Here is a 22004-nt window from a genome sequence, read left to right on the forward strand (position 1 = left end):
CCCAGGCATCCCTGGCAGTGTCCTCGCCCTCTTGCACGTCGTACGGCTGACGCGCGTTCGGGAAGGTTCGTCCATGGGGGTCACCACCTCAGAACTCATCAGGCCGGTCCAGCGCACGGGTGGCCCTCCGCCTGCGCGCGGGAAGGGGTTCGACGCCAGACCGGCCTGGTGGGCGATCATGCTGGTGGCGACGGTGCTGTTCACCTGGGACATCCAGCACAGCACCTACCACTCGTTCTACTCCGAGACCGCGCGCAGCATGACGGAGAGCTGGAAGGGCTTCCTCTTCGGCTCGTTCGACCCGGGCAACACGATCACCATCGACAAGCTCCCGGGTTTCCTCTGGCCGCAGGCCCTGTCCGCGCGGATCTTCGGCTTCCATCCGTGGGCACTGACACTGCCGCAGGTCATCGAGGGCGTCCTCAGTGTCGCCGTGCTGCACCGCGCCGTGCGCCGGTGGGCGGGCGAGAGCGCGGGACTGCTCGCCGCCGGCGCCTTCGCACTGACTCCCGCGGTCGCGGGATTGTTCCGTACGGAGGTCGAGGACCCCGCGTTCACCCTGTGCGTCCTGCTGGCCGCGAACGCCACGCTGCGCGCCGCCCGTGAGGCCCGGCTGCGTCCGCTGCTCATGGCCGGGCTGTGGGTCGGCCTCGGCTTCCAGGCCAAGATGCTGGAGGCCTGGGCGGTGCTTTTGGCACTCGGCCTGCTCTACCTGGTGTCGGCCCCGGCGACGCTGCGCCGCCGGCTGGCCCACCTGGCGACGGCCGCAGCGGTCTGCGTCGCGGCGTCGGCCTCCTGGATGGTCCTGGTGGCCCTGACCCCGGCCCAGGACCGCCCGTTCATCGACGGCACGACCGACAACTCGGCGTTCAGCCAGGTCGTCGGATACAACTTCCTCAGCCGTTTCGCCAGTCTCGGCATCAGCGCCAAGGCCACCGGCAGCGTCGCTGCCACGACCATGGCCGGCACCGCGCCGGCACACTCCGGCGCGGAGGGACAGCCCGCCGCCCTGTGGGCCAAGATGTTCGGCCCTTCGCTCGCCTCCCAGGTCGGCTGGCTCTATCCGGTGGCCGCGCTGTCCGTGGTGTGCGGCCTGGTCTGGCTGCGCGGCAGGCACCGTACGGATCCGCTGCGGGCGGGCTTCCTGCTGTGGGGCGTGTGGCTGGCCACGTACTTCCTGGTCTTCAGTGCCGGCGCGGTCGGCGCCCACACCTACTACATGGGAGTGGTGGCGGTCCCGCTCGCCGCGCTGTTCGGTGGCGGCATGGTGCAGTTCTGGCGGGCCTGGCGGCGCGGAGACCGGACCCGGTCGTGGGCACTGCCGACGGCGGCGGTCAGCACCATGGTGTGGTCGGCGTTCATCGCTACGCGGTACTCGTTCCTGCCCTGGCTGGCACCCGCCGCGATGGTCGCGGGGAGCGGAGGGCTGCTGCTGCTCGTGCTGTCGCGCACCACCGGCGGGCGGGCGCCCTCCCGGATCGCGGTACTGGGCGTGGGGGCAGTCCTCGTGGGCATGCTGCTGCCGTCCGCCGCCTGGGCGTCAACGGTCCTGGACCCGAAGTACGGCCACTCGGGCATGGGCGCGGCCGGACCGGTCTCGACCTGGCACGACCACCGGCACGACCGGGCCCCGGGCGGCAGCCCGCCCCGTGCGAGGAAGCCGCACGAGAACACGGTCAGGTACGACTACCGGACGGCACTCACCCGCGAGCAGCGGCGCTTCCTGGCCTCCATGCAGGCCCGCCAGGGCCATGCCGCCTTCGTCTTCGCCACGACCAGCTGGCGCTCGGCCTCCCCGTACATCCTCTTCGCGGGCGCCAAGGTGCTCCCGATGGGCGGCTTCACCGGCGCCGCCCCCACGCCCACGAACGCCGAGTTCCGCAGTCTGATCGCCACCGGCCGGCTGCGTTACGTCGTCCTCGGCGGCGCGCCGACCAGACCGGGCCGCGCCGCCGCGCACTGGGTGCGCGACCACTGCACGCCCATGCCCCACCAGACGTTCCGTGTCTACGACTGCGCGCCGACATCCGACACGCCGCACAGGAACTAACACCTGGTGAACTTACGAAGTCCGGCGTCCGTAAGGGTTTCACAAGAAATTCTCAGCCAAGTCAAACGCCCGCCCTCACCTTCGTGAGACAGAGTGATCACTGATGGAGCGCATCTCACGCATCATGGTCACCTCGCGTCACGCGTTGCTCGGCGTCGTGATGATGTTCACCCTGGCCTCGTCCGTGTCCGCCGCGGAGGTCGAGCACAGGCCCTCGGGGCGGGCGTCGGAGGTCCCGTCGTCCGGCGGAAGAGCGGGGCAGGCACGACCGCCGACCCAGGCCTTGGGGGCCACCGTCGACGTCGTCGCCGATCGTGCGTCGGCGCGGATCGGCGCACTGTTCGGCGCGGACCGGGCCGACGACCTGACCGGCGGACACCTGTGCACGGCCTCGGTGGTGCACAGCCCCCGGCGCGATCTCGTCGTCACCGCCGCGCACTGCGTCAGCGACGCCAGTACCGACCTGGTGTTCGTGCCGGGCTACCGGGACGGGCACGCGCCGTACGGGGTGTGGAAGCTGGGGCAGCGCTATCTGCCCGACGGTTGGACCAAGGACCAGGACGAGGACAGCGATCTGGCCTTCGCCACCGTCGACGATCAGGACGGCAGGGCGATCGAGGACGTCGTCGGGGCCAACCGGTTCACGCCCGGCACGGCCACCGGCGCCACCGCCGTGACCGTCGTCGGCTACCCCGACTCCCGCGAGACGCCCATCAGCTGCACCAACAAGCCGACCGCGTACAGCAGCACCCAGCAGCGCATCGACTGCCCCGCCTTCACCCAGGGCACCAGCGGCAGCCCCTGGATCAACGACGTCGGCCAGGTCGTCGGCGTCCTCGGCGGCTACGACCAGGGCGGCGACACGGACGACGTGTCCTACAGCGTGACACTGGGCAGCCAGGCGGCCGACCTGTACAAGGCCGCCGTCAGCAACCACTGATCCGCGCGACTGGCCCGTCGCCTGCCCGCGACACCGTCGACAAAGCCCTGCCCCGCGCCGACCGCGCACAGGGCTTGCATCATGTGTCACACAAACGCATCAGCGGGACGACATACCAGCCTTGGTCAGGGTGCATGACGTGTGCAGGGGGCTCCTCTTGACGTCGTGCAGCTGGTGGGCCGCACGGCCGAACTGGCCGGGTCGGCTGTCGTGCGCGCCTTGGTGAGGGAGCTCCGGGCCGGTCGACCTCAGGTGGTGACAGGCGGCCGGTCAGGGGCCTCTTGGTCGCTGGGCATGACAGAGGTCATGTCACATGCGGCCCGACGTCGCGGCGGAAGCGGAGTCCGCGGTCCCGGTCCCGGACCGGTGTTCGGTCACCGCCACGCGTTGCCGCCGGTGCGTCACCAGCACGTAGGACAGGGCCACCATGGCGATGAAGGGCACGCCTGCCTGCCAGGCCGGCGAGAAGGCGTCCACGAAACCGGTCAACACCAGGACAAGGAAGGTGAAGGTCATGGCCAGTGCCGTCGTGATCGGTGCTCCCGGCAGCCGAACCGTGGGGGTCCGCGTCGGATCCTCGGTTCCGGCACGCCTGAACGCGAGATGCGTGGCGAAGATGAGCAGCCAGGTCACCATGCCGGTGAACAGCGCTGCGCCGAGGAGCACGGGGAACGCGGTGTCCGGTGACACGGCGGACACGATGGAGGCGGCTATCAGTCCAGCCGCGGAGGCCAGCACGGCAGGCACAGGGATCTTGCGGTCGCTGGTGCGCCCGAGAGCGCGAGGCGCGTAGCCGCTCAACGAGAGGGAGTGCATCATGCGGGAGGCCACGTACAGGTTGATGTTGGCGGCGGACAACGCGGCCGTCAGCACCACGGCGTTCATGATGTCGGCGGCTGCGGGGACGCCGACGAGGCTGAAGAGGCGGACGAAGGGGCTCTGCTGCACACCGGAGACGTTCACGGTCTCGGTCCAGGGCATGATCGACACGATCACGGCGGTACCCAGGACGTAGAACAGCAACAGACGCAGTACGGCCCCCCGCGCGGCCCGGGGCACGTCCCGACCGGGGTTCTTCGACTCGGCTGCTGTCATGGCCACGGCCTCGGTGCCGCCGTAGGCGAGCGTGGTGACGGTCAGCGCGAGCAGCATCCCCTTGAGGCCGTTCGGAGCGAAGCCGCCGTGCTCCGTCCAGCCCCCCAGACCTGCTGCCGGATGCTCGCCCGCGCCGAAGAAGATGAAGGTCACGCCGAAGCCGATGAACAGGACGACCGCAAGCACCTTGATGAGGGCGAACCAGTATTCGACCTCTCCGAACACGGACACCGCCGCGCAGTTCACCACGGTGATGAACACAGTGAAGATCGCCACCGGTACCCACAGCGGAAGATCGGGCCACCAGAAGCGGAGGTAGATGCCGGCGGCCACGATCTCGCCTCCGATGGTGACGACCAGGCAACCCCAGTAGCACCATCTCTGCACATAGCCGGCCAGCGGCCCGAGGTACCGGTCGGCGAGCCGGCCGAAGCCTCCGGCCTCCGGGTGCGCGGAGGTCATCTCGGCCAGGGCGTAGGCCAGCGCAATGGCGCACAACGCTCCGACGAGATAGAGGACCGTCACGGACGGACCCGCCATGGACATGGCCAGCGACGAGCCGAGGAAGAGGCCGGTGCCCAGGGCGCCGCCGACGGCCAGCATGGTGATCTGGCGACTGCCGAGCGACCGGTCGAGTCCTCCGGCGTCGCTGCGTGCTCCCCGGTCAGTCATGGTCGAGCGGCTCCTTCGCACGGGTCGCGTCATCGGCTCGCAGTGCACTGCGTTCACGGATGGCTCGCCCGACCGCCCACTGCCCGGCGGCCACCAGGACGCAGACGCCGAAGCAGGTCCCCCACAGCGCCGTGGGTCCCGCGTGGGCGTACAGCTGCGTGCCTCCGGCCGGGGCGACCACGGCGGCCAGCGCGTAGGCCGCGCCGAAGAGGCCGTTGTAGCGTCCGCGCAGATGCCCGGGTGAGAGGTCGGCGACGATGGTCTGTACGACGGCCGCAATGGCGATCTCACCAGCCGTCCAGATCACCACGGTGACGGCGTAACCGGCGAGGCTGGAGACCCAGGCCCCCAAGCCGAATCCGGTGCCCATCAGCAGGACACCGCAGGCGATGACCGCGCTGTGGTCCTTCCGGCTGAGCCACTTGATGAGCAGGGGCTGTACGAGCACGACGAGCACGCCGTTCACGGCGACGGCGAACCCGTAGTCGGCGGGCGTCAGTCCGCTGTCCACCATGGCGAGCGGCAGGGTGGAGCCGACCTGGAACTGTACGGACGCGTGCAGCACGAGCAGCAGCACATAGGCGACCATGACGCGGTCCCGCAGGACCTCTCGATAGCTGCCCGAAGGCTGTCGCGCGCTCTGCGCGGGACGTGCCTCGTCGGCCGGAAGGCGCCACCAGATGAACAGACCGAACAGCACGCAGGTGACGGCGTCGATCCAGAAGAGCCACAGGAAGCCGCGCTGGGCCAGCACACCGCCGAGCACGGAAGCGACGGAGAACCCGACGTTGATCGCCCAGTACAGAAGACCGTAGGCGCGGGGCCGCTCCTCCTTGGGCACGGCGTCGGCGACGATGGCCCCGGAGGCGGGCTGGTAGAGCTGGAGGCACAGACCCGCGAGGAAGGCAGTGGCGAGGATGGGCACCAGGCCACGGACGTAACCGAGGGTCAGCAGGGCCGCACCCGCGGCGACAGGGCCGGTGGCGAAGGTCGCCCGGCGTCCCCACAGATCGCTCAGGAACCCCCCGACCAACTGGGAGCAGGTACTGCCCAGGCCGAGTGCGGTGACGACGGCGCCGGCCCAGGTCACCGACATGTCGCGCTGGTCGGTGAGGTAGAGGGTGAGGAAGGGGACCACCATGGTCCCGGCCCGGCTGACGAGAATGCCCGACCAGACCGCCCAGTAGATGGGCGGCAGCCCTCCGAAGTGTGAGCGCAGGAAGCCGACGACCCGTCCGGCCGGTGCGCCGCTCTCCGGACGGTCCGTCATCGCCTTCGTCACCACGGGAGTTGCTCCGGCCGCGCGTGTGTGAGCCGGGCATGGGACATCCGCACCGAATCCGGATCGAGGCACGACATGAAGGAGGCCGCTCGCGGATCCGTTCGGATCGCTTCGGCGGCGGCCCGAGCGGCGGCCAGGTCCTCCCACCACACCAGATCGACGCGGCTGCCGTCGGCCTCGACGGTCAGTACCTGCCGGGACAGGAAGCCGGGCTGCTCCGCCAGGAAACCGTCCACGGCCCGGACGGCCTCGTCGAATTGCTGCTCCAGCACCCCGTCGTGGGTGCGGAACGTCACGAGTTCAAGAATCACCGACTTGCCTGCCAATCGTCTTCCATGAGGAACTTCTCCGCGGACCCGTGATCCGGTGCCGTGAAGAGAACGTGTCCGTGGCGCCGGTGGGGGAGTCTGATGTTGTCGAGCGCGTCAGGCTCTCGGCTGTCGGGTCCGGTGAGGACGACCTCCGCCTGGACGCCGGCAGGCAGAACGGGCAGACGTCGTCCCATGCCGTCGGCGGGCCGGCCGAGGAAGCGGACCCCCGCGATCCTGCGCGGGACCGCGGGTGGCCGGGGCACCTGCCCCGACAGCAGCGCGTCGTAGAACTGGCCGAACACCGCGATGTCCAGGGCTCGTTCCATGAGGAGGGGGATGAAGTCCCCGCCGAAGCGCGTGTGGATCTCGATGAGGTCGATGGTCTCGTCCGTCACCTTGACCTCGGCGTGAATCGGGGCGGTGCCGATCCCGAGGGCGCTCACGACGTCCTGGACGTAGGACGAGAAGCGGGGGTCGTCCCGCTGAGCGCGGGCGGGCAGCACATGCCCGGTCTCGTAGAAGGAGGGAAAGCCGCTGGTCTCCTTCTGCGTCACGGCGAGCAGGTGGAAGGTCCCCGCCAGGCAGATGCCCTCCACGCTGTACTCGGTGCCGGGGAGGAACTCCTCCAGCAGCAGGCGACGTCCCCGGTCCTGCTCCGCGTGCGGATCGTCGAAGAGGTCCCGGTAGGACGAGACCTCTGCGTGATCCCGTACAGCGCGTACGCCGATGCTGCCGGTCATGTCGACCGGCTTCACGACGAACGGCACAGGGAAGGTCTCCGCGGTACGGGCCAGGTCCGCCAGCGTCGTCACGGCGGACCGCACGGTGGACAGCCCATGGTCGACGAGTCTTTGACGGGTGGCGCCCTTGTCCCGTATCAGGTCCTCCACCGCGCTCGGCTCACCGGGCAGGTCCAGTCGTTCCCGAACGCGTGCGGCGAGGCCGAGATGCAGCTCCGAGAAGGACAGGACAAGTTCCGGGCCCACCGGGGCCACCGCGTCGGTCACGTGGTCCGGTGTCATGTCGGCGGCCTCGATCAGCCGGGACACCGGAAGCGTGCCGGGAACGGCAGCGAGACCCGCCGCCTGGTCGACGAGCACCACATCGAGGCCGCGCAACCGTGCCTGCACCACCGCTTCGTGCAGCGTGTACGCCGTGCGGGGCACGCCCACGAGCGCCAGGTACGTCATGCGACCTCCTCCAGTTCCGCCTTGAGCACTCCTCTGATCCGCTCGGCGGTGGCCTCCACCACGGACCGGCTCTCGCCCTCCACGAGGAAGGCCGCTATGTGGTAGTCGGTGCCTTCCGGAAGGGTGACGAGGATGTCTCCCGGCTTCTTGACGACGTCCAGGAGGAGAACTCCGGGCAGTTCACGAGCCGCTTCCTCGCCCGTGATGCGGACGACGCGGCCCGGGCGCTCCACATTGACCGCGCCGTACAGACAGGCCCGGTCGGCGGGCACCGGGGGCACCTCCGGCAGGGTGCCCTCGACCATGAGCCGTACCAGGGCTGCCAGCGGGTCCATGCCGGTCAGACGCTCCACTGCGAGTGGGGTGAGGAACCCCCCGGGTCGCAGCGCGCCCTCGATGACGACCGGTCCGTGGTCCCCGACGCGGAGTTCGACGTGCGCCGCTCCCCTGGTCGCGCCCAGGGCTCGTGCGGCCCGCACCGCGACATCCACGGCACGGCCGACGTCGGCCGGCGAAAGGGAGACAGGATGGACGCTGTGCACCTCGCCGAAGGTGGGACCGGCCGCCGGGTGCTTCTCGAAGACGCCGAGTACGGCGTGACCGTTCTCGGACAGCAGCAGATCGATGTTGAGTTCGGCACCGCTGACGTACTCCTGGGCGAGGACCATCGCCGTGTCGTCCGTGCGTGCGTAGAGGCCGGCGAGCCTGTTGTCCGATGCCTCGGCGCGGTAGAGCTGACGGATGACGGACATGGCTGCTTCGAGTTCGGTTCGCGTGCGGACGAGCATGACCGACTGACTGTTGGTGGACCGGGGGATCTTGACCACCATCCGACCGTCGACGCAACTCCCCAGCACATCCACGCCGGCGCCCGGCGCTGTGGCGTCGAAGGTCCAGCTGCGGGGGTGGGGGACGCCGGCGCGCCGGAAGCAGGCGGAGGCGAGCGACTTGTCTCGTGCGGCGCGCGCGGCATCCGGTGTGCAGCCGGGCAGCCCCAGCGCCTCGGTGATGAGCGCGGCGGTCTCCACGGCGCCTTCCCACACGGAGAAGGCGGCGTCCAAAGGGGCGTCTCGGTGCAGCTTCCGCGCGAGCGTCACGGCCTCGAAGGGGCTGCAGTAGGTGTGCACTTCGACTCGACCGGCGAGGGCCGGTGGTGGTGCCGGCATCGACCCCGGGGCGGCGGGGACGAGCAGTACGACCTCGTCCGCCGCGGTGAGCAGGGAATGCAGCAACCTCAGTGCGGCAGAGGAGTGCAGCACGAGGACGCGTGTGCGTCGAACCGTCATTGTCCTTCGCTTCCCGACACAGCGAGCGCGGCCGGGGTGCGGCCGTCGAGCCATGCACAGGCCGCGGGCGCGAAGAACGCGCCCTGATGGACGTTGGCGACACCACCGGTTCCGGCGGGTACGCCACGGGCGAGGAAACCGGCGAAGTGACCGTCCACGGAGAGACAGCCGATGCCCACTTCGAAGGGAGCACGTCCGTGGGGCACGGGAAGATCGAGGCTGCCGGAAGGCACGTAGTCCTGCAGGACGTGAGGGCGGGCCAGCGCGGCGCCGAGTCGTGCGTCCCACTCGTCGGCTGACACGGCACGCCCGATGACCACGCCCCGGCCGCCGTATCCGATGGCGGGCTTGAGCACGAGGCGCTCGCGTTCGGCGCGTGCCCAGGAAAGGGCGGCCGGAGTGACCAGGCGCGTGGCTGCCACGCCCCGGAGCCCGTCAGCCCCGTGCTCGCCGTCCTCCAACGCCAGCATCGCCTTGTTGCCGAGCAGGCTGAAAACGGGTGGCGCCACGTAGACCGGTCCGCCCCGCGCGTGGCAGGCGAGGGCCTTGTCGACGAAGGCTCGGTACCGGGGCGTGATGACCTCGTCGTAGGTGAAGCAGCCGTAGACGAGGTCGACGCGTTGTCCGCCGACCGCGGCGCGGGAGCCGTCGAAGGCGATGTCGGAGGTGCGGGCCACCCTCGCCTCGAAGCCCTCGGCGGTCAGGTAGTGGGCGGCGTCATGAGGGATGGGGATGTCGGCCTCTTCGTCGGTGACGGCCAGGACCATCCGGGGGCGGGACCCGCCCGGCGGCGCGTCGGCGAGACGTCGGAGGGCGCGCCCCCATGGCTGGGCCGGCCTGGGCAGACGCACGGCGGGGGACGTCGCGCGGAACAGATCGGCGGCACCCGGCAGGTCGTCCACGACGTCGGCGTACCGGTCGAGGATGCCGATACCGCCGACGGTCGGGCCTACGTTGATCTCGACCAGGCGCGGCCCGTCGGGGCCCAGGACGAAGTCGGCCCGGGCGAAGCACCCGGCGATGTCCAGTGACGTCGGCGTGTGGATCGACGCCAGCCATGCTGCCTCGTCAGGGGGATACCCCAGACCGTCGAGCGTGCTGCCGCAGCCGTCGGCAAGAGCCCGAGACGCCCGGGTCCGGAGCCGTGCCAAGCAGGTGCGCGTCGTCTCCCACATGTCTCGCGCCGCTACGGGGGAGACAACCAGGGGCGTGAAGGCGGGCCTGATGCGGCGGTAGCCCGCGTGGTGCGCTGCGAAGCGTTCGGGCAGCGCGGTGCTGAGCTGGGCGAACGACGTGTCCCAGGCAGCGTCCGGGACCCGCAGGGCCGGTTCGTTGCTGCTCATGAGCCCGACGCCCCCCTGGTACCCGCTTCGTCGGCTCGCGGCGACTGCGCCAACATGAAGTCGATGTTCTCCTGCACGGCACGGTGAGCGGGGGCGGAGAACAGGGCACGCCCGGCGCGCCAGTACATCAGACGCACGCCTTCGTAGGCGCACAGCTTGGGTTCGGCGGTCGCGTCGACCTCCAGCTGTACGACTGCCTCGGGGTGCGGGAAATCGTACGAGGCCCAGCGGAAGGCCGATCCGACAGGAGCGCTGAAGAATCCGACACCCCAGACGGCGTCATGGCCCTCGGCGCCCGGCGCAGGCCGCGTCCCGTTGAGCATCGCGTCGAAGTAGGCCTCGAAGGGCCGCACTCCGCGGCTCTTCTCCAGGAGCCGCACGATGTCGTCGCCGCCGTAGCGGGTGTGCAGTTCGATGACTTCGACAGCGTCGTCGCTCACCTTCAGTTCCGCATGCACCGGAGAGGTCACCACGCCGAGGGCCGTGACACAGCGCTGCAGGTAGTCACGTACCCGCGGCTCCCACTGCGCGCTGTGCGCACTGGGCATGAGGTGACCCACCTCCACATAGTGGGGGGACCCGGTGTTCACCTTGTCGGTCAGGGCGAACACGTGCAGCTCCCCGTCGACGACGAGGCCCTCCACACTGATCTCGACGCCGGGCACGTAGCTTTCGACGAGCAACCGGTGACGGTCGAAACTCTGTGCCGTGTCCCGCTGGTACTGCTCGATCAGCCGCGCCACATCCGCGGGTGAGGCGACCAGCCGGACGCCGGCGCTGCCCGTCAGTTGACGGGGCTTGACGACGACCGGCAGGTCGATGGCCGCGACGAGGTCGGCGACCTCGTCGAGCGTCGTCTCCCAGTGGTCGACCCGCGTCAAGCCGTGTTTCTGCAGCACGGCCCGGGTGCGGAACTTGTCGGCGACGGTCAGTTCGGTGTCGGCGGCCGTGCCGGGGTGCCCTACGGCCGTGCGCACCCGGGCGGCGAGCTCCATGGTCAGCTCGGTGATCGACACGATGCAGTCGGGCCCGATCCTGTCCGCTGCCGCGACGAGTTCGGACTCGTCGAGCACGGGGACCGGGACTCGCTCGTACGACGGGTCGTCACCGAGAGAACTCAGTGTGTCCGGTGTGTCGACCACATGCAGCCGAGCACCCAACCGCTCGGCGTCCCGTGCCGCCGGCGCGAGTTCGTGGCTGCTCCACGGGACACCGACCACCATGATTCGCCTGGCCATACTCCACTTTCCGTTCACGCGGCGGAGGTCACAGGGTGACGCGATTCGAATAGTGCGACTCGAGTTCCTCGACCCAGCTGTCGTGGATCTCCCGTTGCGGGTCCTCGAAGAGGTCCACGGTGATGTTCGGGATCCATTCCTTGCCCTTGTCCGTGAGCCGCAGTTCGCCGTCGCCGATGAACGCGTATCCCTGTTCCACGAGGTTGTCGAGGAAGACGCGGGTCCGGGCGTCGTCGGGGATGCGGTCCAGCGCCGTGCGGAAGAACTTGGGGAAGAACACCATGCCCCGATTGCGGGGGTCCTCAAGGAGCGCCGACACCTTGTTCACCGGCAGCTTGCCCTCTTCGATCTGCTCCACGTACGGGTCGGGGGCGAGCGTGTTGGCGTAGCTGTATCCGTTCAGGTAGCCACGGGCCGAGGCGCCGACGGCCAAGGTCTCGGCGCGGTGCTCACCGAACCCGCCGCCCCACAGCAGGCGGTAGTACTCCGAGCCCCGGGGATTCTTGGCGTACACGTGGTCCGTGACGTGGTGGTAGCCGAGTTCTTTCATGCGACGCTGCACGAGCCGCCCCATCTGGGGGCGCATCTCCGCGGGCGGCCTGCGCGGGTACGTGCCCTTCTCCATGCCGAGGAACGTACTCTTCGGCATGGCGTAGTAGGACATGTAGTAGTAGTCGACGCTGTCGAACCCGCAGTTGCCGAGTTCCTTCAGGTCGCGCTCCACCGCGGCCAGTGTCTGGCCAGGCATGTAGTACATCATGTCGACGTTGATGTCCTCGAAGCCGAGCTTCTTCGCGCGCTCGTTGGCAGTGAGGGCATCCTGCACCGTCGCGGCGATGTTCATCGTCATCCGCAGCGGCTCGTCGAACGTCTGGATGCCGTAGCTGAGCCGCTTGGTGCCCTGCGAGGCGAGCAGCTCCAGCAGTTCCGGGTTGCACAACCCGGCCGGCTCCCCCTCGAAGGTCCATTCGGCGTCGGCCTCGATGGCGAAATTTCGGCGCAGCGCTTCGTACAGTCGCTCGATCTGCTGGACGGTGAGCAGGGAGGGGGACCCTCCGCCGAAGTACACCGCGCGGAAGGTCATGTCCTGCACGTACGGAAGGCGCCCCAGCATCTCGATCTCCCGTAGCAGCGCGACCACGTAGCGCTCGTACACGGAGACGTCACGCTTGACGCGCACATGGAAGGGGCAGAAGGTGCACCGTTTCTCACAGTAGGGAATGTGCAGGTAGAGCAGATTGTCCGTGGCCTCCGGCTTGGGGCTGTCGAGGACACGCAGGAAGTCGGAGAACGGGGCGACCTCCGGGTCGGTGTGCCGCTGCAGCGGGTAGAAGTGGTGCGTCACCGGCACCAGCGATTCGTACACGGCCGTGCTTCCCCTCTTGTCGTGGCGTGGGGCGGATGGCAGTTGAGCTCGACGCTTTCGGGTACTACTCCGCCCCGTGGAGGGACCGCAGGTACCGGTAGTTGTCACCGAGCCCCTCGGCGTGCAGTTGCTGCTCCTCGCGGATCGCGTCGAACAGCTGCTCGGCCCCGGCGACGGACTCGGGCCGGTGTTCCAGGATCGGCAGGGTGTGATCGGGCATGAGTCCGAGGCCGGCGAATATGCTGTAGTAGCTGCCGTTGGTCCAGAAGTTTCGGAACTCCGCCCCAGGGTCGCCGTAGTAGGTCTCGGCGGTGGTGTACGGCTGGTTGATGGGCAGGCCGGCCTTGTACGCCTCGACCTTCTCCAGGATGTTGTCGGTGAGCTTCAGCTCCTTGTTCGCGCGCCAGAACTCCGTGTCGTTGCGCGGCGAGAAGTAGAAGTGCGCCTGGATGAAGTCACGCGTGTCGTCGAACATGAACTCGATCTCGCGGTTGAAGCCGTCGACGAGGGCCTGGTCGAACCGTCGGTCGGGGAAGTGCTTGACCAACTGGTAGATGGCTCCGTACGTGAAGTGGATGCCCGTCGACTCCAGCGGCTCCAGGAAGCAGGACGCCAAGCCGACGCTGACGCAGTTGCGCACCCAGGCGCGACGGTTGCGCCCCACCCGGAAGCGAATGCGGTTGATCTGCGCGGTGTCCGGATCCAGCCCCCACAGGCGGCACAGGTCCTCCGCGGCACGGTCATGGTCCGCGAACCGGCTCGAGAACACATAGCCGCTTCCGAAGCGGCCGAGCAGCGGGATCTTCCACGTCCACCCGGACTCCATCGCGATGGCCGAGGTGTAGGGCTCGATGCCGTTCTTCTCGTCGTCGTGCGGGACCGAAGTGGCGACCGCGCTGTCGCACAGCAGGTGGTCGCTCATGTCGATGAACGGCTCCTCCATGGCTTGGTTGATCAGCAGGCCACGGAAGCCGGAGCAGTCGATGAACAGGTCCCCGGGCAGGGAGTGTCCGTTCTTGGTCCGCAGTTCGGTGAGGAAACCGCGCTCGTCCTTGAGGACCTCCGTCATCTCGTCCTGCACATGGACGACGCCCTGCTTGCCGGTCGCGTAACGACGCAGGTAGTCGGCGACGAGGTGGGCGTCGAAGTGCCAGGCGTAACGGGTGGCGGGGCCGCCGTCGGCCCACCTGGGCGCCCTCTTCGCGTCCATCATGGCCGGCTCCTTGAAGCAGGCGTAGTCGAACGGAAGGTCGGTCTCGCCCAGGGCACGCTTGCGGTACCAGTAGTGGGACAGCGGGACACCGTCGTGGTTCGGGAGCAGCCCGAACGGATGGTAGAAGTGGTCGCTGCGCCCCTCGTGGGGTCGGCCGTCGGCCTGTGCGGGGCCGGGCGTGCGCCAGTTGATGAACTTGACGGCTGTCTTGAAGGCGGCATTGCACTCGCGCATCCACTCGTCTTCGGGGATGCCGAGGTAGTTGAAGAAGGCGTTCTGCAGCAGCGGGATGGTGGCTTCACCCACACCGATCTTGGGTATGGAGGGCGCTTCCAGGACGGTGATGCTCGCCGTGCCCTGCAGCGCTTTGCCGAGGTACGCGGCGGTCATCCAACCGGCCGTTCCGCCGCCGAGAATGACGACGCTTCGTATCCTGTGGTCTTCCATCTGCTTTCCCATCGCCAATGAGTGGACATGAAAGAGTCGGATGGTCGGGCGTAACGCCCGCAAATGATCGTTCAGCCTGCGTGGCCCGGCCAAGAGGCGAACGTGCGCAGCCCGTAAAGCAACGGCGAACCCTTCAACGTGCCTTCTATACGAGTGATACGTCCCAGAGTCAGGACGTGGTCGCCGACTTCATGGGTCTCCGTCAGTGCGCATTCCGCCAGAGCGAAGGAGTCGTCCACCAGCCACGGAATCCCGGACACCCCTGAAGGTTCCCAGTTGATTTGGCCGAATCGGTCAGGGACCGGGGTGGAGAATATCCTTGCTGCTCGCTCGCCGTTCTTGTGAAGCAGGTTGACGGCGAATGCGCGACTTCGATGAATCGCGCCGAGCACGGGACTCTCGCTCTTCACGGACACCAGCAGCGTGGGTGGCTCCAAGGTGACACTGACGAGGGAAGAGCAGGTCAAGCCGTAAGGCTGTCTTGATACAGGGCAGCGGGTGGTGATCACGGCGACACCGGTGGGAAAGCCACTCATAAGGTCGGCACCAGCGCGCGGAGAAACGGCTGAAACGCTAGTCGATGCCGAGCTTCCTCCGGGCATCAACCCCCCCCATTCAGTACTGCTGCGTCCTGGTCGGGTTCGCCACGGCGCGGATATCGCGGATCACTCGGGGCCCCTTGTGCAGGGATCCTTGCCGGTGCCACGCACATCGTTCGAGCGCCGTACAGTTCGTGGACTGTACATAAGCGTGGTGAGGCCGCACAAGATTCGCTGTCATTGCGTCAGAGTTTGGCCGAAACGCTTCGAGGATCGTCCCGGTCTGCAAGGCGCTTGCTGTACTACGAGTTGCACCGGAGTAAGGTACACAGTTGCCGCTGGCGTATGCCCCTCGCATGCCGGCTGTGAAGTGCTCGGGTGCGCCGGGATCGGACGGACTTCCCTTGCTGTCGCGCGCCCCACGGGCTTATCGCGTTACTCAGCAACTCGTCCAAGCCTGCTTGAGGAGTATGTTCCATGACCCAGCCTGGCCTGGGGCCCTCGGTGCCGACCTTGCTCGGGCGGCGACCACGACCCCCTGCCCACACGGGTTTCGATCGAGTGGCGGTCGTCGTGGCGGCCCCCGACATGAAGCGTCTGGAGACCGCCGTCGCGGATCATCAGGATGATCTCGCCAAGGCGGCCGAGTACGCCCACGAGAACGCGAAGTGCTACGCGGACTGGTTCGCCCACAACGGCCACACCAGTCCCCTGTCCGGCCAGCTCGAACTCGTCCCCGACGGGCGCCCCCTGCGTGGCCCCGCCCCCGTGCGCGCGCTGCTGCACTGCGAGTTGTCCCACGGAGTACTGATGGGCGTGCAGGACTTCGACGCGGTCCGCGGCCCGATGCGGGTGGAGTTCGCCGCAGCGGGGGACACGTTCGCGGGCTTCCGGTCCACGGTGACGTGTCGTGCCGACGAGCCGGTCCTCCGGGACGACACCGGCATCTTCGCCTCGGTGTTCCAGGGGCCCGACGCCCGTACCGGAGTCACGCGCAGAACCGAGCGACTGGTGTTCCTGGTCTTCGACGCACCCGGTCTGAGTCCCGAACGCTTCGACAGAGCGGTGCACGGTGTCTCCGCACTGCTCGACGAGGCCGGCGGAACTCCTCGCGTCGAAAGCGTCGACCTCACATGAGGGCGTACGGCTCGGTCCGTTCCGTCTGGGACGGGCCCCTGCCACCCGCGCATGAACGCCGAGTCCTCATCCATGTGTCCGACCGCGATCCGCGGCCTGACGTCGTTTCGGTTGCCCTTGACTGGCAGCAGGCCCGCATCGGATCGGTGTTCGTGTCCGTCGGAGCCGGGCCCACAGCGAGCGCCAACGAGGTCGAACTGGTCCAGTCCCTGCTGAACATGGGGTACTTGCCGCAACAGACCACCTTCTACACGCCACGTGAGGTGCGTCGCCTCCCGGAGCTCACCGCCATCGTGCGAGAGCTGTGGCGGCGATCGGCGGACGATCGGCCCTCCGCGCCGCCCGACGAGCAGGCGCCCGCGGTCGCCGAACTCCTGGCGGTGGGCGCTACGGACACCTTCGGCATCCCCCCTTCCTTGGTGGCTGCGGCCCGTCACACCGCCTCCGCCCTGAATCGGCTGCTCGGATCCAGCGAGCTGCCTCTGGCGACCGCGAACTCGTTCTCCCTGCCCTCGACGGACCCGACCGCTGTCCCCGCGGCGGTGACACTTCCTGGAACGGCGGACACCCGGACGCGGCACCAGGATGCCCGTCAGCTGCTCCGCGCGGGAGGGCTCGCAGTGACCTTGGAGTGCGACCAGTTGGTGAGTCTGCTCTGTGACCTCTAGGCAGCGCGCGGCCGGAGGGGACCGAGCAGGATCTTGCTGACGTCCGTCGACGGCCCCCGCCAGGACCTTTGGAACGCCACCTTCTTACTCCTGGAGTCCTTATGAAGGCACCGTCGGTTGTCCGTGCTGTTCTCGACTTCGATGTGGCGGAGTACGTCTCCACGACACGCGCGGTGGGAAGGCACCACCTGGATCCCGAACTGCGCAACCGGATGGCGGAACTCTATCTGGACCTACGCGACGCACTCCACGAGTCCGACACTGTGTTCGACCGTCAGGAGCTGCGGGTGCTCCGCTTCGCCGAACTGGCTCTGCAGAGCGAGTGGAAGCTCGCCGATCCTTCGGGCTCAGCGAGCGGCGCGGGCTTGCTGAACGCGGTGAGCGGCCCCCGGGGCAAGCGCTACCAGCCCTACGCGAACGTGCGCCTCCTCAATCAGGTACTCGGCACCCGACGCGGTTCCAGCGACGCGTCCATCGAGTATCGCTGCCGACAGACGCTGCGGTTCCTCGTCCGTTCCTGGCTGGAGTACGAACAACGCACGTCGAACGGCACGGAGGTGACGTGGGGGTGGCAACGCCCCCTCGCGCCGGACGCGATGAGCGAGCGCCTCGAGCGCCTCGAACGGCTGCAACAGGAGACCGCCGACTGGCCGGCCCTGCCGCGACCTCACACGGTTCCTCCCGCTCGCTGGCACGACTACGTCGGAGACGCGGGGCGCAGTGACACCCTTGAGTACCTGGTGAACCTGCCCCAGACCCAGCATCACGACGAGAACGCGTTCCTCCGGGTCATCCACCTGACAGAGGTGACGACGTCCGGCATTCTGGCCCGAACGCTCGGAGCCAAGACATGGCTGGAGGCGGGAAGGCTCCGAGAGGCCGGGATGTGTCTGGAACGCGCCGCCGCCCTCGCGTCCCTCCAACTGGACGTGATGCGGGTGTTACGCCGAACCATGTCGGTGGAGAACTTCCTCGGCTTCCGCAAGGAGACCGGAGACGCGAGCGCGGTGCAGATGACCTCCTCGCAGGCACTGCATGTTCACCTTCTGGGCGTCCACCCTCTCAAGGTGGAAGCACTTGAAGGGGTCCCCGAGAACGCCTTCCTGCTCTTCCACCTCAACGACCGCTTCCGACCGCTGCGCTCCCTCCTGCACGAACTTCCCAAAGACTCCGATGACGCCGCCCTGGTGCTGACCGCGGCGCGTGATCTCGACGAGGCACTGTATGCGTGGCGCCGACTGCACCTCGGGCTCGCCCATCGCTACCTGCCCAAGGACGCGATGGGCTCGGGAGGCACCTCCGGGGCGCCGTACCTGACCGGCTTCTACCAGGACCGACTCTTCGACCATTCGGGCGAGTTGACCCCGCACCCGGTGCCCGTCACCTCGCCGTCCCTCGACGGCCGGCCGGTGTGGGCACGTGCGGTCTTCTCCCCCATGAACTGAACGGGCCAGGTTGGCTCAGACCACGAGGAGAACTTGTGTCCAACGCCGAACAGACAACCCGTCTTCTGGTCTCCTTGCCCGTGGTGATCCTGGCATGCCGTGCCGGGGCCGCGGTGTTGCGGCGCTTCAGGCAGCCACCCGTCGTGGGAGAGATCGCCGTCGGTGTCCTGCTGGGGCCCTCACTCCTGGGCCGACTCTGGCCCGAGGGCAGCGCATACCTCTTCCCTCAGGGTGTCATCGACCACATCGATGCACTCGGACAGTTGGGGCTGCTCGCCTTCATGTTCTTCGTCGGCCTGGAACTGGATCTGGGTCACCTTCGAGGGAACGGGCGCGCTGCCGTCGTCATAAGCCAGTGCAGCATCCTCGTGCCCCTGCTGCTGGGAGCGCTGCTGGCGCTGGTCATGTATGGCTCACTGGCACCCCACGGCGTCAGCGAGGGCGCCTTCGTCCTCTTCGTCGCCGTCGCCCTGAGCGTCACGGCCTTTCCCGTACTGGCCCGCATTCTCATCGACGACGGGCTCTACCACACACGGCTGGGCAGCTTGGCCATGACCTGCGCCGCCGCGAACGACGTCATGGCATGGTGTCTCCTCGCCGTGGTGGTCGCGGCCACGACGGGCGGCACGTCACTCGCGTTCCTGAGCACCCTGGCCCTGCTGGTGGGCTACTTCGGGGTCATGCTGCGGGTGGTTCGTCCCGCACTCGCCCGGGCGAGCCGGCTCAGGCGGTTCACCGTGGGAGGAGAGAGCCATGACGGTCTCGTTCTGGTGCTGCTGTTCAGCGGACTGTGTCTGTCTGCCCTGGCCACCGACGCCATAGGGGTGCATGCCATCTTCGGCGCCTTCCTCTTCGGTCTCGTCGTGCCGCGCCGAACAGTTGTGGTCGAGCGGGCTGCGACGCGGCTGCGCTCGGTCACCGAACCCCTGTTGCTCCCGCTGTTCTTCGTGACGACAGGTCTGCACACGGACGTCGGGCTGCTCGCCGCCGATCCGCGGCAGTGGTTGTGGTTGAGTGCGGTGCTCGTCGTCGCGATGGTGGGCAAGTGGGGTGGCGGCGGGGGCGCCGCACGCCTGAGCGGCATGCCGTGGCGGGATTCCCTCGTTCTCGGCGCTCTGCTGAACTGTCGGGGGCTGACCGAGCTCATCGTCCTGAACGTCGGCCTCGATCTGGGGGTGATCTCCGGGACCATGTTCACCATGCTGGTTCTGGTGGCCATGATCACCACCGCGGTCACCTCTCCGGCCGTCAGAGCACTCGGCGCAGGGGGGCCTGCCGTGCGCGCCCACGAGGAGGAGCGGGACCCTGCGCAGGACCTCCCTGAGCGTTCCCAGCCAGGGTGATCGAGGGGCCTGCCTCACCTTGAACTCCTGCCATGGAGCATGGTCACGCCGCCTCCCACCAGTCTGGGGTGGCAGGGACGGCAATCGGACAGGATCGCCGTCCCTGCCACCGGTGGTTCACAGGATCCTGATCTGGTCCATGCGGACCCCGCCCGGGTTGTTCGGGAAGGTGTAGACGGTGTTCCTGTCGATCGGCGTGGCCGGCTGCCACCTTCCGTCCCCGTACCACTGGACGCGGTTGTTGCCGGTCGAGATCCGGTGCAGCCACATATTGGCACCCGTCATGTCCCACGTTCCGGCGTTGGCGAGACACCAGTCGTAGGGTCCGCCGGAGTCGGTTGTGTGGACCGTGATCTGCAGGAAGTCGCTACGGCCGCACGACACCGTATTGATCGCGAACGCGTCCGTCGTCGTGACGGCGGTCAGCGAGGCCGCCAGTGCCAGGGTCGTCGTCGCGGCCAGAGCCGCCCGCTTGCCGATCTGCTTCATGGAAATTCTCCGCCTCCTGGAAGTCGTCCTGCTCTTTGGGGCAACTGCCGGCGGTTCAGAGGATCCTGATCCAGGATGCGCTCACACCACCGGGGTGGTTCGGCCAGGTCATGACGGTCCACTGGTTGATCCCGTCGGCGGGCTGCCAGGCTGCGTCCCCGAACCACTGGACGCGGTTGTTGCCGGTCGAGATCCGGGTGATCCACGAGTTGCCGGGCAGGGCGATGGTTCCGGCGTTTGCGAAGCACAGGTCGGAGTCGGAGTGGCCGGCCTGGTGGTACGTGACCTGTACGAAGTCACTCCGGCCGCAGTCGACCTGATTGATCGCGGACGCGTCCGTCGCGGTGAGGGCAGTCAGTGACACCGTCAGCGCCAGGGTCGTCGTCGCGGCCAGAGCCGCCCGCTTGGCGAGTTGTTTCACGGAGATTCTCTACCTTTCGGAAGTCGACAAAGAACGAGTCGGTCGACTGTCCATACGAACCGGCGGTGGACCAGGTTGCATCGCCTCGGCAGAGTTTTTCGAGCCCGTCCTTCAGGGCGAGGTCGACGGCGAAACGGGCATGATCTTCGGTCGTTCATGGCAGTTCGCCGGTACATCCGGCGCGCTGTTTCCGTCCGTGCCGCGGTCAACCGGGGCCGGGCAGGGCTTCGAGTCCTGCCACGGCATCGTGGCCAATGGGGCCCGGGGCCAGTGCTTCGCGAACCGGAGTCGTGTGACAGGCGGGATCCGAACGACCCCGAGGCCGGAGTCACTTGGAGTGGCTCCGGCCTCTGTCATGCGGAGGGTGTGGCCCAGGGGTCCGCCGGTGCATGGCCCTCGATGTCGACCACCGACCCGGTCCGCAACCGGTCGTAGAGCCACTTGGCGTCGGCCGTCCGCAGGCCGATCCAGCCGGACGTCATGTCGTAGACACCCGGCACCGTCTCGTCGGTGGAAAAGCCGAAGACGGCTGTCGTCTTCCCGTCGTCCGCGCGGAGCCGGATCACCCAGGGCACGTTGTACCGGAGGTCGGCGGGTCGGCCGACCACCGCTCCCGACACCATGGCGACGTCGACCCTGGAGACGACGGTCATCCGCCCGGTCGGAGTCGGGGTGCGTACGAAGCCGGACGAGACGGGCATGCTCCGGCCGCCGGCCTTGAGAAGCCGCGACGAGAGATCCACCTCGGCGTCGGGCGCCGGCTGCTGCATGAGCGTGCTCGTCGGGCGTGTGGCCGGCATGTCCTGTCGTCCGGCGCCCGATCCGCCGAGGCTCAGCACCAGTGCCAGGGCCACGGCCGCCACGGCGGCCGTCCCGCCGAGGGCCGCAATCGTATGGCGCCGACGCCTGCGCCGCTGGGCGAGGCGGCGGACGTCGGCGCCGGAGGACGGGGGCAACTGCTCGGCGGACTCAGCGAGTTCCCGCAGACCGACGGTGAGGTCATCGGACACGGTCGTCCTCCCTCTCCCCGAACTCCGCGTATTCGGTGCCCAGTTCCTGCTGTAGCGCGACCCGGCCACGGGACAGCCGGGCCTTGACCGTCCCCACGGGCGCGCCGGTCTCGGAGGCTACCTGCTCGACGCTCAGGTCGCACAGATGGTGCAGTACGACCGCCATGCGCTGCGCCTCGGGCAGCCGCCGCAGCGCGGCGACGAGATCGGCGAGATGGGCGTGCTGCGACTCCGGTCCGGGGGTGCTCTCGGGTGGCGGCGTCCGGCGCACCAGTTCCAGCCACCGTCGCGCCCGCCGCCACCGGCTCACCGCGAGCCGCATCGCCACCGTCCTGACCCACGCCTCGGGCGCTCCGTCGGCAAGGAAGTCCCGTCGCCGGTCCCAGGCCCGTACGAACGCCTCCTGGACCACGTCCTGCGCCTCCCCGCGGTCCCCGGTGAAGGCATAGAGCTGGCCGGTCAGCCGAGGGAACGCGGCGGCGTAGAACGCGTCGAACTCATCCTCCGTCATTTTCCCTG

General features: G+C 68.4%; 20 protein-coding genes. 6 read left to right on the plus strand and 14 right to left on the minus strand.

All coding sequences use genetic code 11. The annotated features are described in order from the left end of the window. Nucleotides 1-73: 73 nt before the first annotated feature. Nucleotides 74-2050, plus strand: coding sequence for an ArnT family glycosyltransferase (locus tag ACFY1U_RS12260; protein ID WP_390694044.1), 1977 nt, complete (start codon nt 74-76; stop codon nt 2048-2050). Nucleotides 2051-2153: 103 nt separating this feature from the next. Continuing rightward, the gene (locus ACFY1U_RS12265; RefSeq protein WP_390694045.1) at nt 2154-2990 is read left to right on the plus strand and encodes a trypsin-like serine peptidase; all 837 of its coding nucleotides are present in this window, start codon (nt 2154-2156) and stop codon (nt 2988-2990) included. Between the two features lie 309 nt (nt 2991-3299). Here the strand turns inward: ACFY1U_RS12265 and ACFY1U_RS12270 are convergent, their stop codons facing one another. From ACFY1U_RS12270 to ACFY1U_RS12315, 10 genes are all read right to left on the minus strand, one after another. Beyond that, nucleotides 3300-4757 (minus strand): amino acid permease, encoded by a 1458-nt coding sequence (locus tag ACFY1U_RS12270; protein WP_390694046.1) that lies wholly within the window; start codon nt 4755-4757, stop codon nt 3300-3302. After that, nucleotides 4750-6027 carry an MDR family MFS transporter gene (locus tag ACFY1U_RS12275; protein WP_390694047.1) on the minus strand — a complete coding sequence of 426 codons (1278 nt, stop codon included), beginning with the start codon at nt 6025-6027 and terminating at the stop codon, nt 4750-4752. The genes ACFY1U_RS12270 and ACFY1U_RS12275 overlap by 8 nt, the downstream gene beginning before the upstream one ends. 8 nt (nt 6028-6035) lie before the next feature. Beyond that, complete coding sequence (locus ACFY1U_RS12280) at nt 6036-6335, minus strand: antibiotic biosynthesis monooxygenase family protein (RefSeq protein ID WP_390694048.1); 300 nt, start codon at nt 6333-6335, stop codon at nt 6036-6038. An 11-nt stretch (nt 6336-6346) separates the two neighbouring features. After that, on the minus strand, nt 6347-7540 hold the full coding sequence (locus ACFY1U_RS12285) for an acetyl-CoA carboxylase biotin carboxylase subunit family protein (RefSeq protein ID WP_390694049.1): 1194 nt from the start codon (nt 7538-7540) through the stop codon (nt 6347-6349). Next, nucleotides 7537-8826 carry an ATP-grasp domain-containing protein gene (locus tag ACFY1U_RS12290; protein WP_390694050.1) on the minus strand — a complete coding sequence of 430 codons (1290 nt, stop codon included), beginning with the start codon at nt 8824-8826 and terminating at the stop codon, nt 7537-7539. The genes ACFY1U_RS12285 and ACFY1U_RS12290 overlap by 4 nt, the downstream gene beginning before the upstream one ends. Next, on the minus strand, nt 8823-10169 hold the full coding sequence (locus ACFY1U_RS12295) for a hypothetical protein (protein ID WP_390694051.1): 1347 nt from the start codon (nt 10167-10169) through the stop codon (nt 8823-8825). The genes ACFY1U_RS12290 and ACFY1U_RS12295 overlap by 4 nt, the downstream gene beginning before the upstream one ends. After that, nucleotides 10166-11407: an acetyl-CoA carboxylase biotin carboxylase subunit family protein gene (locus ACFY1U_RS12300; protein ID WP_390694052.1), complete on the minus strand. Its 1242-nt coding sequence runs from the start codon at nt 11405-11407 to the stop codon at nt 10166-10168. Before ACFY1U_RS12300 ends, ACFY1U_RS12295 begins: the two co-directional genes overlap by 4 nt. Nucleotides 11408-11435: 28 nt before the next feature. Beyond that, nucleotides 11436-12773, minus strand: coding sequence for a coproporphyrinogen-III oxidase family protein (locus ACFY1U_RS12305; RefSeq protein ID WP_390694053.1), 1338 nt, complete (start codon nt 12771-12773; stop codon nt 11436-11438). Nucleotides 12774-12837: 64 nt separating this feature from the next. Beyond that, nucleotides 12838-14433 (minus strand): tryptophan halogenase family protein, encoded by a 1596-nt coding sequence (locus tag ACFY1U_RS12310; RefSeq protein WP_390694054.1) that lies wholly within the window; start codon nt 14431-14433, stop codon nt 12838-12840. 71 nt (nt 14434-14504) lie between these two features. Beyond that, entirely contained in the window at nt 14505-15035 is a 531-nt protein-coding gene (locus ACFY1U_RS12315) for a flavin reductase family protein (protein ID WP_390694055.1), read from the minus strand. A gap of 414 nt (nt 15036-15449) precedes the next feature. On the opposite strand from ACFY1U_RS12315, the gene ACFY1U_RS12320 reads away from it, so the two are divergent. The 4 genes from ACFY1U_RS12320 to ACFY1U_RS12335 all read left to right on the plus strand — a co-directional run bounded on the left by ACFY1U_RS12320 (nt 15450) and on the right by ACFY1U_RS12335 (nt 19565). Beyond that, complete coding sequence (locus ACFY1U_RS12320; RefSeq protein ID WP_390694056.1) at nt 15450-16109, plus strand: hypothetical protein; 660 nt, start codon at nt 15450-15452, stop codon at nt 16107-16109. Between the two features lie 152 nt (nt 16110-16261). Then, the gene (locus tag ACFY1U_RS12325) at nt 16262-16777 is read left to right on the plus strand and encodes a hypothetical protein (protein WP_390694057.1); all 516 of its coding nucleotides are present in this window, start codon (nt 16262-16264) and stop codon (nt 16775-16777) included. A gap of 101 nt (nt 16778-16878) precedes the next feature. Then, nucleotides 16879-18222 carry a hypothetical protein gene (locus ACFY1U_RS12330; RefSeq protein ID WP_390694058.1) on the plus strand — a complete coding sequence of 448 codons (1344 nt, stop codon included), beginning with the start codon at nt 16879-16881 and terminating at the stop codon, nt 18220-18222. Nucleotides 18223-18257: 35 nt separating this feature from the next. Then, nucleotides 18258-19565, plus strand: a complete 1308-nt coding sequence (locus ACFY1U_RS12335; RefSeq protein ID WP_390694059.1) for a cation:proton antiporter — start codon at nt 18258-18260, stop codon at nt 19563-19565. 117 nt (nt 19566-19682) lie between these two features. Here ACFY1U_RS12335 and ACFY1U_RS12340 read toward each other — a convergent pair whose 3' ends face one another. From ACFY1U_RS12340 to ACFY1U_RS12355, 4 genes are all read right to left on the minus strand, one after another. Next, the gene (locus ACFY1U_RS12340; RefSeq protein WP_390694060.1) at nt 19683-20054 is read right to left on the minus strand and encodes a beta/gamma crystallin domain-containing protein; all 372 of its coding nucleotides are present in this window, start codon (nt 20052-20054) and stop codon (nt 19683-19685) included. Between the two features lie 55 nt (nt 20055-20109). Further along, nucleotides 20110-20475, minus strand: a complete 366-nt coding sequence (locus ACFY1U_RS12345) for a beta/gamma crystallin domain-containing protein (RefSeq protein ID WP_390694061.1) — start codon at nt 20473-20475, stop codon at nt 20110-20112. A gap of 353 nt (nt 20476-20828) precedes the next feature. After that, a complete protein-coding gene (locus ACFY1U_RS12350) occupies nt 20829-21485 on the minus strand; it encodes a L,D-transpeptidase (RefSeq protein ID WP_390694062.1) in 657 nt (218 codons plus the stop codon). Beyond that, nucleotides 21475-21996 carry a SigE family RNA polymerase sigma factor gene (locus ACFY1U_RS12355; protein WP_390694063.1) on the minus strand — a complete coding sequence of 174 codons (522 nt, stop codon included), beginning with the start codon at nt 21994-21996 and terminating at the stop codon, nt 21475-21477. The genes ACFY1U_RS12350 and ACFY1U_RS12355 overlap by 11 nt, the downstream gene beginning before the upstream one ends. Nucleotides 21997-22004: the final 8 nt, after the last annotated feature.

It is taken from the genome of Streptomyces sp. NPDC001351 (assembly GCF_042896045.1).
Lineage (GTDB): Bacteria > Actinomycetota > Actinomycetes > Streptomycetales > Streptomycetaceae > Streptomyces.